The sequence below is a fragment of the Mycolicibacterium parafortuitum genome (assembly GCF_002086815.1).
GTDB lineage: Bacteria > Actinomycetota > Actinomycetes > Mycobacteriales > Mycobacteriaceae > Mycobacterium > Mycobacterium parafortuitum.
The window spans coordinates 18,156-31,909 of record NZ_MVID01000030.1; the positions used below are offsets into that span (position 1 = coordinate 18,156).

A 13,754-nucleotide genomic window follows, 5' to 3' on the forward strand; every position below is an offset into this window, starting at 1 on the left:
CCGCGGAGGAGACGCACATGATCACCCGGGTTCTGGTGGCCAACCGCGGTGAGATCGCCCGCCGGGTGTTCGCGACCTGCCGACGTCTGGGCATCGGCACCGTCGCCGTCTACACAGATCCGGACGCCGGGGCGCTGCACGTCGCCGAGGCCGACGCGCGGGTGCGGCTGGACGGCACGCGCGGCTATCTCGATTCGGCACAGCTCATCGACGCCGCGCTCGCCGCCGGTGCCGACGCGATTCATCCGGGCTACGGGTTCCTCTCGGAGAACCCGGATTTCGCCGCCGCGGTACAGCAGGCGGGCTTGACGTGGATCGGACCACCGGTGGCCGCGGTGGCCGCGATGGGGTCGAAGATCGAGGCCAAGAAGATCATGTCGGCCGCCGGGGTGCCGGTGCTCGACGAGCTCGACCCGGCCGCAGTGACGGCCGAGCTGCTGCCTGTGCTGGTCAAGGCGTCGGCAGGGGGCGGCGGCCGCGGCATGCGGGTGGTCCGTGATCTCACCGAGCTGGACGCTCAGGTCGCCGCGGCCAGCCGGGAGGCGCAGTCGGCGTTCGGCGATCCGACGGTGTTCTGCGAGCGCTATCTCGAGGCGGGCCATCACGTCGAGGTCCAGGTGATGGCCGACGCGCACGGCACGGTGTGGTCGGTCGGCGAGCGGGAATGCTCGATCCAGCGCAGACACCAGAAGATCATCGAGGAGGCGCCGTCCCCGCTCGTCGAGCGTCATCCGGGCATGCGGGACAAGCTGTTCGCCGCGGCGCGGCTGGCCGCGACCGCGATCGGATACACCGGGGCCGGGACGGTCGAGTTCATGGCCTCCGGGACGGGCGACTTCTACTTCCTGGAGATGAACACCCGCCTCCAGGTCGAACATCCGGTCACCGAGCTGACGACCGGACTCGATCTCGTCGAGCTGCAGCTCGCGGTCGCCGAGGGCACCCCGCTTGCCCCGACACCGCCGCCGGCGCGGGGCGCCTCCATCGAGGCACGGCTCTACGCGGAGGATCCGGCCAACAACTGGCAGCCGCAGGCGGGCACGGTGTCGCACTTCGCGGTGCCGGCCGCGGGTACCGAGTTCGGCCTGATCGAGCGGGCCGGGGTGCGGCTGGACTCCGGCGTCACGGACGGCTCGGCCATCTCGGTGTTCTACGACCCGATGATCGCCAAGGTGGTGTCCTACGCCCCGACCCGTCGCCAGGCCGCGGCGCTGCTCGCCGATGCGCTGACCCGCTCCCAGATCCACGGGGTGCGCACCAACCGCGATCTGCTCGTCAACGTGCTGCGCCACCCAGCGTTTCTCGACGGGGCTACCGACACCGCCTTTTTCGACGCACACGGGCTCGATCTGCTGGCGCGTCCGGTTGCCGACGAGCGGACGGCCGCGTTGTCGGCGATCGCTGCCGCGCTGGCCGACGCGGCGCACAACCGCGCCACCGCCGCGGCGCTCGCCTCGGCGCCGAGCGGGTGGCGCAACATCATATCGGGCTTCCAGCGCAAGGACTTTCAGCAACCCGGCGGCGAACTGCACGAGGTCCGGTACCGATTCACCCGCACCGGGGTGGTGATCGACGGTCACGACGACATCGATCTGGTGTCGGCAGCTCCCGGACACGTCGTGCTGACCGTCGCCGGGGTGGACCGGCCGTTCGGCGTGTGCCGGCACGGATCGGACGTCTATGTCGATTCCCCAGGTGGCTCAGTGCATTTCACCGCGGTTCCGCGGTTCCCCGATCCTGACGACGCACTCGCCCACGGGTCGCTGCTGGCGCCGATGCCGGGCTCGGTGCTGCGCGTCGGCGCCGCGCAGGGCGACACGGTGCGGGCGGGACAGCCGCTGGTCTGGTTGGAGGCGATGAAGATGGAGCACACCATCGCCGCGCCGGCCGACGGTGTGCTGGTCGAGTTGAACGTGTCGACGGGACAACAGGTCGAGGTCGGCGCCGTACTGGCGCGGGTGGATTCAGGAGAGGTAAGCCGATGACGGGTTTCGTCGAGACCGAGGAACAGCAGGCGCTGCGCAGCGCGGTGGCCGCCATGGTCGCGGGCTACGGGCAGGAGTACTACCTGGACAAGGCCCGCAGCGGCAGGCACACCGACGAACTCTGGGCCGAGGCAGGAAAACTGGGCTTCATCGGGGTCAACCTGCCGGAGGAGTACGGCGGTGGCGGCGCGGGCATGTACGAGCTGAGCCTGGTGATGGAGGAGTTGGCGGCGGGCGGTTCGTCACTGCTGATGATGGTCGTCTCCCCGGCGATCAACGGCACGATCATCGCGAAGTTCGGCACCGAGGAACAGAAGAAGCGCTGGCTGCCCGGGATCGCCGACGGCACGCTGACGATGGCGTTCGCGATCACCGAACCCGATGCGGGCTCGAACTCACACCGCATCACCACCACGGCGCGCCGCGACGGCAACGACTGGATCCTGTCCGGGCAGAAGGTGTACATATCCGGGGTGGACCAGGCCCAGGCGGTGCTGGTCGTCGGCCGTACCGAAGACCACAAGACCGGCAATCTGAAGCCCGCGTTGTTCGTCGTCCCCACGGATACACCAGGTTTCACGTACACGAAGATCCCGATGGAGATCATCAGCCCGGAGTTCCAGTTCCAGGTGTTCCTCGACGACGTGCGGCTGCCCGCCGACGCGCTGGTCGGCTCCGAGGACGCGGCGATCGCCCAGCTGTTCGCCGGCCTGAACCCCGAGCGCATCATGGGCGCGGCCAGCGCGGTCGGGATGGGCCGGTTCGCGCTGGGCAGGGCCGTCGAATACGTCAAGGTCCGCCAGGTGTGGAAGACACCGATCGGCGCGCATCAGGGGTTGTCACACCCGTTGGCGCAGAACCACATCGAGATCGAGCTCGCGAAACTGATGATGCAGAAGGCCGCGGCACTGTACGACACGGGTGATGACGCGGCCGCCGCCGAGGCGGCGAACATGGCCAAGTACGCCGCGGGTGAGGCGTCGGCGCGGGCGGTCGACCAGGCCGTCCAGTCCCTCGGCGGCAACGGGTTGACGCAGGAGTACGGCGTCGCGGCGATGCTGACGGCGTCGCGGCTGGCCCGCATCGCACCGGTGAGCCGCGAGATGGTGCTGAACTTCGTGGCGCAGACGGCGCTGGGCCTGCCCCGGTCGTACTGATGACGAGCACCCTGGTCCGCTACGAACGCGACGGCGCGGTGGCACGGCTGACACTGGATTCGCCGCACAACCGCAATGCGCTGTCGTCGGCACTTGTCGGGCAACTCCACGACGGCCTGACCCGCGCCGCCGCCGACGACGGAGTACGCGTCGTGGTGCTCGGCCACACCGGCGGCACCTTCTGCGCGGGAGCCGACCTGGGCGAGGCGGCCGGCCGGGACCCGTCGGAGTTGGCGCTCGACCGGGCCCGGGAGATGACCACGCTGCTCCGCCGGATCCTGGAGCTGCCCCTGCCCGTGCTCGGCGCGATCGACGGGCATGTCCGGGCCGGCGGGCTCGGTCTGATCGGCGCGTGCGACATCGTCGTCGCCGGGGCCGCGAGCACGTTCGCGTTGACCGAGGCGCGGATCGGGCTGGCGCCGTCGATCATCTCGCTGACGTTGCTGCCGAAGCTGACCGCCCGGGCGGCGGGGCGTTATTTCGTCACCGGCGAGAAGTTCGGGGCCGCCGAGGCCGCCGCCATCGGGTTGGTCACGATGGCCTGCGACGACGTCCCCGCGGCGGTCGCGGACCTGACGGGCGCAATCGTGCAGGGTTCGCCGCAGGGGCTGGCCGCGTCCAAAGCGTTGACGACGGCGGCGGTAATCGGCGACTTCGAGCGCCGCGCAGAGAAATTGACACAGGAGTCGGCAGCGCTGTTCTGCTCTGCGGAGGCCCGCGAGGGGATGCAGGCGTTCCTGGAGAAGCGGCCGCCGCGCTGGGTGGGCTGACCAGCTCACAGTTTGATCAAGGCACTTGCATGTGCCGACGTTCGTCGTAGGCTCGTGGGCGATGTGCGCAGCGACGAGCTTGAGGTCACGGTGAGCACCCCCGCCTCCCGCAGTGGGTCGATGCGCGCTGCCGACACCGACCGCATCGAGGTTGCCCAGTTACTGACTGACGCCGCCGCCTCCGGAAAGCTCGGTCTGACCGAGTACGAGAGCCGCCTGAACAGGGCTTACGCGGCACAAACCTATGACGAGCTGGACCGGCTGGCGGCCGATCTGCCCGGTGCGGTGACCCGCGGCCGCAGCGGTCCTTGCCGGCCCGCGCCGTCGAGCGTGCTGCTGGCGCTGCTGAGCGGATTCGAACGCCGCGGCCGCTGGAACGTGCCGCGGCGGCTGACCACCATCGCGTTGTGGGGCGGCGGTGTGGTGGATCTGCGCTACGCCGATTTCACCGCCCCCGAGGTGGAGATCCGCTCGTACTCGATCATGGGCGGGCAGACGATCCTGGTGCCGCCGGAGGTCAACGTGGATCTTCGCGGGATCGGCGTGATGGGCAGCTTCGACGACAGTGTCGACGGCGACGGCTCCCCCGGCGCCCCAGTGGTGCGCATCCGGGGACTGTCGGTATGCGGCAGCGTCACCGTCAAGCGCAAGAAGCGCAAGCCCGCGAAGGCCTGACCCGCGCCCGCCCAAACCCTCCCGGCGAACTCCTCAACGCGACTCGTCCCTCGCCGCTTGATCGTCGTCCGCGCAAACCCTCCCGGCGAACTCCTCAACGCGACTCGTCCCTCGCCGCTTGATCGTCGTCCGCGCAAACCCTCCCGGCGAACTCCTCAACGCGACTCGTCCCTCGCCGCTTGATCGTCGTCCGCGCAAACCCTCCCGGCGAACTCCTCAACGCGACTCGTCCCTCGCCGCTTGATCGTCGTCCGCGCAAACCCTCCCGGCGAACTCCTCAACGCGACTCGTCCCTCGCCGCTTGATCGTCGTCCGCCCTGTCACCGCCGGCGCTTCGCGCTCAGGTAGTCGCCGACCACCGCCGCGCCCAGGCCGTCCAGATCCGGCACCACCACCCGGCCGCCGACCCGGCGGGCCACCTGGTCGATGAAACGGGCCAGGCCCGGGTCACTGCCGAGCCGGAAGATCGTCACCTGCGCCCCCAGCCGGGCCACCTCGTCGAAGCCGCGCACGGTGTGCGCGATGGTGCGCGGGTGCGGCGGGTAGTCGAAGAACACTGAAGGACTCCCGTTGCCGTCGAAGTCCTCCAGATGCGCGGTGGGCTCCCCGTCGGTAACGACGAGGATCACCGGCTGCGCATTGGGGTGCCTGCGCAGGTGCCGAGTGGCCAGCGCCAGCGCGTGGTGCAGGTTGGTGCCCTGCTCGTAGACACCCTCAAGCCCGGTCAGTTCGGCGGCGGTGACGGTGCGGGCGTACCGCCCGAACGCGACGATCTGCAGCGCATCCGACCGGAACCGGGTACTGACGAGATGGTTGAGCGCCAACGCCGTCTGCTTCATCGGCAGCCACCGGTTCTCCATCACCATCGAGAACGACGTGTCGACCAGCAGCGCGACCGCGGCTTGGGTGCGGGTCTCGGTCTCGGAGATCTCGACGTCCTCGACGGTGACCCGGATGCGCGGTGCCGGCCGCGCCGCCTCGCCCGTCCCTGCCTCCCGCAGCACGGCATTGGTCAGCGTCCGGGTCACGTTCCACGGTTCGGTGTCGCCGAACTGCCACGGCCGGGTGGCGCCGGTCAGCTCCCCGGCGGCACCGGCGCGGCGGGTGTCGCGTTCGCCGTGCCGGCCCGACAGTTGTTGCGCCACATCCCGTAACGCGGCTTGGCCGAGTTGGCGCATCGCCTTCGGCGACAACCGCCACTGCCCGTCCGAACCGCGGTCGAGGAAGCCCTGGTTCATCAGCGCCCGCTCCAGCTCGGCCAGCGTGCGCGCGTTCACCGCGGCCTCGTCGCCGAGCTGACGGGCCAGCATGTCCAGGTCGACGTCGTCCATCGACGCCCCCGAATAGCTCTGCGACAGTTGCTCGGCGAGCTGCTCGAGCTCGGCGATGTCGGCCAGCGCCTGGGCCCCCTCGCCCATGCCGAGCGGGTCGTCACCGGAGAACCGCTGCGACCCCGACCAGTCCTCACCGGGCCGGGCGGCCTGTAGGTGCGAATCGAGACGGTTCAGCGCGTTCATCAGCGACGGCGAGCCGAAAGCCTGCTGCGCCAACGCATCCAGTTCGGCACGCTGTTGCTCGGACAGGCTGTTGCGGAAGCGCTGGGCCGCCGCGGCGCGCTGGGCCAGCGAATCGAGCAACTGGTCGATGTTCTGCGGGTTCTCCGGGAAGAACTCGCCGTGCTTGGCCATGAACTCGTCGAAATCCTGTTGCGAGTCCTCGCCGCGGGCGTGCTTGTCGAGCAGATCGTTGAGGTCGTCGAGCATCTCGTTGACCCGCTGGCGGTCCTCGTCGGTGGCGTTCTCCAGCGCCTGCTTCATCCCGGCGAAGCGCTGGTCGAGCATCTCCCGACCCATCAGATCCTTGATCTGGTCGTACTTCTCGCGCGCCTCCGCCGACCGCCAGTCGTACTCGGCGAGCTCCTGCACGGCCTTGGCGGGTGACGGCGACAACGATTCCAGTTGCAGCTCACCGAATCTGGCGTCGTCATCGAGGGCCCGGGCCAGTTCCTTGCGCTCGGCGAGCACCGCCTCGTCGAGCAGCTTCTTGATCTCGGCGAGCGTGCCGTCGAGGTTGTTGCGCTGCAACAGTTCCCGTCGTCGGCGGTTGGCCTCGGCGGCGAGTTTGTCGGCACCGGGCATGTTCCGGGTGCCGCGTCGCAGCATCTCCGCGAGCGCACGCCGCGGCGAGGTGCCCTCCATGACGTCCTGACCGATCGCCTCCAGCGCCTCCCGAAGGTCGACGGGAGGCGCCAGCGGGTCCGGGCCGCCGGTGTAGCGCGAGTACCGCGACGTCCTGCTCATGCTCAGCCGTAGACCGTCTCGCCCTGGTCGGACACCTTGTCGATCCGTTTCGCCAAATACAGCGCCTCCAGGGCCAGCTCGATCGCGGCGGCCCGCTGACCCTCGGACTGCGCGCCGAGCCGCTGCTGGATCTCGGCGACGGCGGACACCTCCGGCAGCGCGGCCAGCACCTGGCGGGCCGACACCCGGTCGCCGGTGGTGACCGGCGAACCGCCCTCGACCGCGGTGACGATCGGGCCGACGTCGATCCCGCCGAGCAGACGCTGCGCGGTCTCGGCGGTCGCACGCCGCAACAGATGCTCGAGGATGGCCTGTTCGCGGCCCTCCTCGCCGGACTCGAACTCCAGCTTGCCGCGCAGCACGTCGACGATCGAGCCGAGGTCCACGACGCGCGCGACGGGCTCGTCCTCACCGAGCACCGCGGCGCGGTGGCGTGCGGAGGCGGCGACGGTCTCCGCGGCCGCGATCGCGAAGCGCGCGGACACCCCGGAGCGCTGGTCGATCGAACTGGACTCACGCAGCGCGCGGGCGAACCGGGCCAGGATCTGCAGCAGGTACTCGGGCACCTCGGCGGCCAGGTGCGCCTCCTGGACGATGACGCCGACCTCGGCGTCGAGCTCCTGCGGGTAGTGGGTGCGGATCTCGGCGCCGAACCGGTCCTTCAGCGGGGTGATGATGCGGCCGCGGTTGGTGTAGTCCTCGGGATTGGCGCTGGCGACGACGAGCACGTCGAGCGGCAGCCGCAGCGTGTAGCCGCGCACCTGGATGTCGCGCTCCTCCATCACGTTGAGCATCGAGACCTGGATCCGCTCGGCGAGATCGGGCAGTTCGTTGACCGCGACGATGCCGCGATGCGCGCGCGGGATCAGGCCGTAGGCGATGGTCTCGGGATCGCCGAGGCTGCGGCCCTCGGCCACCTTGATCGGATCGATGTCGCCGACCAGGTCCGCGACGCTGGTGTCGGGGGTGGCCAGCTTCTCGGTGTAGCGCTCGCTGCGGTGCTTCCACGCGACCGGCAGGTCGTCGCCCGAGTCGGCGGCCCGGCGGATCGACTCCGGGGTGATCGGGCTGTACGGGTGCTCGCCGAGCTCGGATCCGGAGATCACCGGCGTCCACTCGTCGAGCATCCCGGTCAGGGCGCGCAGCAGGCGGGTCTTGCCCTGGCCGCGCTCGCCGAGTAGCACGATGTCGTGCCCGGCGATCAGTGCCCGCTCCAGCTGCGGGATGACGGTGTCCTCGAAGCCCAGGATGCCGGGCCACACCTCGTCGACGGGCGCTCCCGAAGCCAGCGCGGCCAGCAGGTTCTCCCTGATCTCGGCCTTGACGCTGCGCTCGCGATGCCCGGACGCCCGCAGTTCACCGACGGTGCGGGGGAGGTCGTTAGGTGAAGTCACCTCTCCAAGCTACGACGGTCGGCGACATCAAGCACGAACTGTCTGCTTTCAGCGCAACGAACCGGCTGCCGGGCACCGTTGGGCCAGAAGGGGGATTCGGCCCAACGGTGCGGTCCGGCGGCCTACTCCGCGGCGGGCGCGGCACCCACCTTCTCGTACTTGCGGACGTCGTTGACGACGTCCAGGCGCTGCTCGGTGGTCCAGTCGAGCTGCGTCTTCGGGGTTTCGGCACCCTCGAAGGCACGCTCGTAGGACAGCAGGTCCCAGCCGTACTCGTGGGGCAGGTAGTCGTTGCGGATGAACCGGGTGCGGATGTCGTCCGGGAAGGTCTGCACCTGGCCGTTGAGGATCACGGTCTCGACCTTGCCGGGCTGGTACAGCACCTTGATGTCGGCCACCGGGTCCCCGTCGACGACGATGATGTCGGCGAGTTTGCCCTCGGCGAGGACGCCGAGATCGCCGGGCAGCCCCATCGCGTTGGCGCCGTGTTTGGTGCCGGCCTGGATGGCCTCCAGCGAGCTCATGCCCGTGTAGAGCATCAGCATCTCCAGCTCGCGGGCGTGCCACTGGCCGTACGGAACCAGCGAGAAACCGCTGTCGGTGCCCATCGCGAACTTCACCCCGGCCGCATACGCGCGGTGCAGGCTGTCCATGGTGGCGTCGTTCATCCGCTTCGTCGCCTCCGAGATCGACGGGCGCACCCGCAGCGTCTCGGCGAACTCCACGATGTGATGCATCAGCAGTTGTGTCGGCGCCAACGGGATCTGGCTCTTGGCCAGCTTCTCGATCGTGGCGTCCGACATGTGGTTGCCGTGCATGATGTGGTCGAAGCCGGCTTCCACCGCCGCGTTCATCTCACCGTCGCCGCGGGCGTGGATGGTGATCTGCATGCCCAACTGGTGGGCCAGATCGGCGCACAGCTTCAGCTCGTCGTTGGTGAACGCCTGGTAGTCACCGAACGGGCTGTCGGCGAGCTTGATCAGGTCGACGCCGGCCTTCTTCTGGCGCCTGATCTCGGCGATCATCTCGTCGGGGGTGTTGGTCAGCTTGCCGGTGCTGGACTCCGGATTGCCGGTGGCATCCGGGAACCAGTCGGTCAGGCCGTTGCTGGTGGTGAGATACCTTCCCGCCGAGGTCATCCGGGGACCGTGCACGATCCCGCGTTTGATGCCCTCCCGCAGCCCGACGCCGATGTAGTACGAACCGCCCGGCTGCGAGATGCTGGTGACGCCTGCGGCGAGCACCTTCTCGATGTTGGCCGCCGCGATCAGCGTCCGGACCTCCGGCGGCGTGTACATCGAGATCTCTTCCTCGGTGCGCGCCAGCCCATAGGTCATGTGGCAGTGGATGTCGATCAGGCCCGGCATCACGGTCTTGCCGCGGGCGTCGATCACCTCAAGGTCGGCACCCCGGGGAATGTCGGTCTCCCGGTCGACGGTGCCCATCTTGACGATCCGCGCATCGCGCACCAGCACCGCGCAATCCGGGATCGGCGGATTGGCGTCGCCGTCGACGACGGTGCCGTTCTCGATCAGCAACCAGCGATCGGTCATCTCAGTCCTCCCACACCGTGTTTGCGGACCAGTTCGACGAACAGGTCCGGGTTCTCGAAGTACGGGGCGTGCCCGCAGCCGGGCATCAGCTCCAGGACCGCCCCGGGCAGGTTCCGGCTCGCCTCCTCCCCCATCGACGGCGGGGTCCACTTGTCGTCGGCACCCCACACCAGCAGCACGGGGAGCTCCGGCAGCAGCTTGGCCAGCTCGGCGTCCTGCCGAAAAGCGTTGCAGTCCTTGTCCAGCCACTCCGACACCTTCAACAGCGCCTGCTTGGCCCCGGTGGAGGAGTTGATCATCGACTCTTCCCGCACCCACGCCTCGGTCACCATGTCCGGATCCGAGACCAGGAACGTCAGCTTGCGCCGCACACCCTCGACGCTGCCGTCGGAGAGCACCTCCGGCGGCGTGTGGAACTCCTGCGGGAAGTCACCGACGCCGACCGATCCGATCAGCACCAGCCCTGCCACGAGATCGGGCCGTTGCACCGCGATCGCCGCGGCGACATGCCCGCCCAGCGACGTCCCGAGGAACGTCACCTTGGTCAGCCCGAGGGAATCCAGCACGCCGGCGATCACGTCGGCGAAACCCTGACCGGTGTAGTCGATGTCCTCGCGCTTCTCGGCCAGGCCGTGGCCCGGGAAGTCGATGGCCAGCACACGGAAGCCCTCGGCGACCAGACCGGGCATCACGGGCACGAACCGGTCGGCACGCGACCCGGCGCCGTGCAGGCACACCAGCACGTGGTCGCCGGAACCCGACTCGACGACCCGGGTGGTGACGCCCGCACCGGTGACGGGGTAGGAGATCACCGTCTCGCGCCCGTGGTGGAACGGGTAGCGGCGGTACTGCTCGGTCACGATGCGGCCGGGCGCACCGCGAGCGCCTCGATCTCGACGCGCGCCGCTTCCTCAACCAGGCCACCAATGATCAGCAGCGTGTTCGGGGGGTACACGCCGGAGGGGTAGATCTCGGGGAACTTCTCCATCCGGCCCTTCATGAAGTCCGGGACCATCTCGCGCCCCACCAGGTAGGTGCGGAAGCCGATGACGTGCTCGAAGCCCAGCCCGGCGGCGGCCAGGGCGACACCGAGGTTGTCGAAGGTGGCCTTCACCTGCTCGACGCCGTCGGAGGTCGGGAAGTTCCCGTCGGCGTCGGCGCCCAGTTGCCCGGACAGCACGACGATCTCGCCGGGCTTTCCGATCCCCAGCGTGGAGTAGTTGCCGAACTTGGGGAGGGGGGCGTCCTGGTAGGTAATCACTGATCTATCTCTTTTCTTCGCTGTGTTTTTCGGTGTTGCTGTGATTTCGGTGTTTCAGGCGGGGTAGCGGACCGCGCCGGTGCCGCAGATCCACGCCGGGGTGGGTTGGTAGGTCAGGACCTCGCACGCGGTCCCGCCCATGGCTCCGGCGACGGCCATCCAGTTGAGGATCTCGTGGCCGCCGTGGCCGCCCTGCTTCTCGATGTCGTCGTAGGTCCAGGTGAACAGCGACTGCATGTCACCGCGGGACAGCAGATCCAGGAATTCCCGGTCCCACTCGGGGTTCACGCACGCGTCCCCCATCTCCTCGGCCATCTTGATCTCGTAGGGACCGATGTCGGTCCACAGATCGGGGTCGCGCTCGAGGTAGCCGCGGCCTTCGTTCTGGAACGTCTTCATCCGGGTCAGGAAGTCGTCCGATCCGCGGCTGGGCTCCCAGATCGGCGGCCAGTGCGACAGACCGCCGGTGCCCCAGAACATGATTCGCTTGTCGCTGTCCTCGACGGCCGCGCGCACCGCGGCACCGACCTCGAAGGCGCGCTGCATCGTGATCAGCGGCGGCGTGAACACGTTGATGTACACCGGGATGATCGGGATGTCGCCTTCGGGCCGCAGCAGTCGCATCGGCACCATCAGGTTGTTGCCGAACTCCGCTGAGCCCATCCGTGCCGCGTCGATACCGGAGGCCACCAGGGTGCGCAGGATCTGCTCGGCGAGATCCTTCTCACCGCCGAAGGTCTGCACCGCGTCGAACTTGAGCAGCTCGAGCAGGTGTTCCCCGGGACCGGTGTGCTCCTCGGCCACCGCGACGCTGACCGACGGCATCAGGTTGCGGAAGTGGTTCTCGAAGTGATCGTCGAGGAACGCGATGATCACGTCGGGGCCCGCCTCGGCGACCGTCTGCCTCAGCGTGTCGTAGGCAGCGAACACCGCCTCGTTCTCAGCCGCGGTGACGTCGTCCGGCCAGCCCAGGATTCCGGGCGCGTGCGAGGCCGAGATCGCTCCGACGACCGGCATATCAGCACTCCGTCCGGACCGTGTTGGAAATCTTTCCGACACCGGCGATCTCGACCTCGACGACGTCGCCCTCGCGGAGGAACTCCGGCGGGTTGCGCTTGAAGCCGACACCCGCCGCGGTGCCGCTGACGATGATGTCGCCGGGCAGAAGCGGTGTCACCTGGGAGATCTCGGAGATCAGCCGCGGGATGTCGAAGATCAGGTCGCGGGTGAACGCGTTCTGTTTGACGACGCCGTTGACCCGGCAGGTGACTTCGATGTCGGGTTTGATGCCGACGGTGTCGCGGTCGACGATCCCCGGCCCGATCGGGGTGGACGCGGGGGCGTTCTTGCCGAGTGTCCACTGCACGTGCCGGACCTGACGGTCCCGGACCGACACGTCGTTGACCACCGTGTAGCCGGCCACCACATCCCAGGAGTCCTCTTCGGAGATGTTGCGGGCCGGTGCGCCGATCACCACGCCGAGCTCTGCCTCCCAGTCGAATTCGACCGACAGCGAGCTGGGCAGGTCGAGCTGGTCGAACGGTCCGGCGATCGAGGACAGATCCTTCATGAAGACCACCGGAGCCTTGGGCACGGTGGCCAGGAAGACATCCATGGACTCCTGCTGGTGATCCAGGTAGTTGATCCCGATGCAGAAGATGCGGCTCGACGGGGTCACCGGAGGCAGCAGGACCACATCGCTGAGCTTCACCCGGCCGTTCCGGGCCTCGGTGATGCGTTCACCCTGTCCCGCGGTCAGCAGAACCAGCGCATCGCGCAGCGACCAGTCCAGTTCGACGACGGTGGCATCGTCGCCGTCCCCCTCGACGAAACCGCACCGTGTCGCACCGTGGTGGACGAATTGAACTAACTGCAACGAACCTCTCCTTCGGTATCCGTGGTTTCGGCGGCAGCCACGAGGGCTTCTTCGGTGCCGCCGAGGAAGATGTGCGAGAAGCTGGGGTCGGCCCGCAGTTGCGCCGCCGAGCCCGACCGGCGCACCCGGCCGGTCGCCAGTACATAGGCCCAATCCGCTGATGCCATCGCGAGATTGGCGCGTTGTTCGACCAGCAGCACCGCGACGCCGTCGGCCTTGAGCTCAGTGAGCTGTTCGTCGAGCAGCCTCGACGCCATCTCCTCGGTCAGCCCGGCGGTGGGCTCGTCGAGCAGGAGCACCGTGGGCTCCAGCATCAGCACCCGCGCCATCGCCAGCATCTTGCGCTCGCCGCCCGAGAGCACTCCGGCGTGCCGCTTGAGCATCGATTTGAGCCGCGGAAACAGCTCCAGGACACGCTCTTTGTTGGCCGCGACCTTGCTCCGCGACAGCGTGTAACCGCCGATGACGATGTTCTCCTCCACCGTCAACGGTTTGAACACGTCGTCGATCTGCGGGACGTACCCCATGCCGTTGACCGCCCGCTCGGCGGTGGACATGCCGGTGATATCACCTCGGCCGACGAGGTCGACGACACCGCCCATCGGCTTGACCAGCCCGGCCAGTCCCTTGAGCAGCGTGCTCTTGCCGCACCCGTTGGGCCCGACCACACAGGCGGTGGTCCCGGCGACCAGTTCCAGGCTGACGTTGTGCACGATCGGTACGCCGTTGTAACCGACCGTGAGATCTCGGACTCCGAGCACCGGTGTGCCGGAGTTCATTCGG

Annotated in this window: 12 protein-coding genes; 4 read left to right on the forward strand and 8 right to left on the reverse strand. The window is 68.7% G+C overall.

Annotated features, from left to right (window positions below; genetic code table 11):
- Positions 1–17: 17 nt before the first annotated feature.
- The 4 genes from BST38_RS24515 (at position 18) to BST38_RS24530 (ending at position 4,587) form a co-directional block, all read left to right on the forward strand.
- Complete coding sequence (locus BST38_RS24515) at positions 18–1,985, forward strand: acetyl/propionyl/methylcrotonyl-CoA carboxylase subunit alpha (protein WP_083146149.1); 1,968 nt, start codon at positions 18–20, stop codon at positions 1,983–1,985.
- Positions 1,982–3,142 carry an acyl-CoA dehydrogenase family protein gene (locus BST38_RS24520; protein WP_083146096.1) on the forward strand — a complete coding sequence of 387 codons (1,161 nt, stop codon included), beginning with the start codon at positions 1,982–1,984 and terminating at the stop codon, positions 3,140–3,142. The genes BST38_RS24515 and BST38_RS24520 overlap by 4 nt, the downstream gene beginning before the upstream one ends.
- On the forward strand, positions 3,142–3,912 hold the full coding sequence (locus tag BST38_RS24525; protein ID WP_083146097.1) for an enoyl-CoA hydratase family protein: 771 nt from the start codon (positions 3,142–3,144) through the stop codon (positions 3,910–3,912). Before BST38_RS24520 ends, BST38_RS24525 begins: the two co-directional genes overlap by 1 nt.
- A gap of 90 nt (positions 3,913–4,002) precedes the next feature.
- Entirely contained in the window at positions 4,003–4,587 is a 585-nt protein-coding gene (locus BST38_RS24530; protein WP_083146150.1) for a DUF1707 SHOCT-like domain-containing protein, read from the forward strand.
- Positions 4,588–4,907: 320 nt separating this feature from the next.
- Here the strand turns inward: BST38_RS24530 and BST38_RS24535 are convergent, their stop codons facing one another.
- From BST38_RS24535 to BST38_RS24570, 8 genes are all read right to left on the reverse strand, one after another.
- Positions 4,908–6,887, reverse strand: a complete 1,980-nt coding sequence (locus BST38_RS24535; RefSeq protein ID WP_083146098.1) for a vWA domain-containing protein — start codon at positions 6,885–6,887, stop codon at positions 4,908–4,910.
- 2 nt (positions 6,888–6,889) lie between these two features.
- A complete protein-coding gene (locus tag BST38_RS24540; RefSeq protein ID WP_083146099.1) occupies positions 6,890–8,281 on the reverse strand; it encodes a sigma 54-interacting transcriptional regulator in 1,392 nt (463 codons plus the stop codon).
- Positions 8,282–8,403: 122 nt separating this feature from the next.
- Positions 8,404–9,834 (reverse strand): amidohydrolase family protein, encoded by a 1,431-nt coding sequence (locus tag BST38_RS24545; RefSeq protein WP_083146100.1) that lies wholly within the window; start codon positions 9,832–9,834, stop codon positions 8,404–8,406.
- Complete coding sequence (locus tag BST38_RS24550) at positions 9,831–10,694, reverse strand: alpha/beta fold hydrolase (RefSeq protein ID WP_165761642.1); 864 nt, start codon at positions 10,692–10,694, stop codon at positions 9,831–9,833. Before BST38_RS24550 ends, BST38_RS24545 begins: the two co-directional genes overlap by 4 nt.
- On the reverse strand, positions 10,691–11,095 hold the full coding sequence (locus BST38_RS24555; protein ID WP_165761643.1) for a RidA family protein: 405 nt from the start codon (positions 11,093–11,095) through the stop codon (positions 10,691–10,693). Before BST38_RS24555 ends, BST38_RS24550 begins: the two co-directional genes overlap by 4 nt.
- 54 nt (positions 11,096–11,149) lie before the next feature.
- Entirely contained in the window at positions 11,150–12,112 is a 963-nt protein-coding gene (locus BST38_RS24560; protein WP_083146103.1) for a DODA-type extradiol aromatic ring-opening family dioxygenase, read from the reverse strand.
- 1 nt (position 12,113) lies between these two features.
- Positions 12,114–12,971 carry a fumarylacetoacetate hydrolase family protein gene (locus BST38_RS24565; protein WP_165761644.1) on the reverse strand — a complete coding sequence of 286 codons (858 nt, stop codon included), beginning with the start codon at positions 12,969–12,971 and terminating at the stop codon, positions 12,114–12,116.
- Positions 12,962–13,750, reverse strand: coding sequence for an ABC transporter ATP-binding protein (locus BST38_RS24570; RefSeq protein ID WP_165761645.1), 789 nt, complete (start codon positions 13,748–13,750; stop codon positions 12,962–12,964). Before BST38_RS24570 ends, BST38_RS24565 begins: the two co-directional genes overlap by 10 nt.
- Between the last annotated feature and the right edge of the window lie 4 nt (positions 13,751–13,754).

Bases quoted from the DNA above. Each gene is read 5' to 3' on its own strand.
- BST38_RS24520 (WP_083146096.1), top strand. From the start codon at position 1,982: ATGACGGGTTTCGTCGAGACCGAGGAACAGCAGGCGCTGCGCAGCGCG.
- BST38_RS24545 (WP_083146100.1), bottom strand. From the start codon at position 9,834: ATGACCGATCGCTGGTTGCTGATCGAGAACGGCACCGTCGTCGACGGC.
- BST38_RS24525 (WP_083146097.1), top strand. From the start codon at position 3,142: ATGACGAGCACCCTGGTCCGCTACGAACGCGACGGCGCGGTGGCACGG.
- BST38_RS24515 (WP_083146149.1), top strand. From the start codon at position 18: ATGATCACCCGGGTTCTGGTGGCCAACCGCGGTGAGATCGCCCGCCGG.
- BST38_RS24560 (WP_083146103.1), bottom strand. From the start codon at position 12,112: ATGCCGGTCGTCGGAGCGATCTCGGCCTCGCACGCGCCCGGAATCCTG.
- BST38_RS24570 (WP_165761645.1), bottom strand. From the start codon at position 13,750: ATGAACTCCGGCACACCGGTGCTCGGAGTCCGAGATCTCACGGTCGGT.
- BST38_RS24535 (WP_083146098.1), bottom strand. From the start codon at position 6,887: ATGAGCAGGACGTCGCGGTACTCGCGCTACACCGGCGGCCCGGACCCG.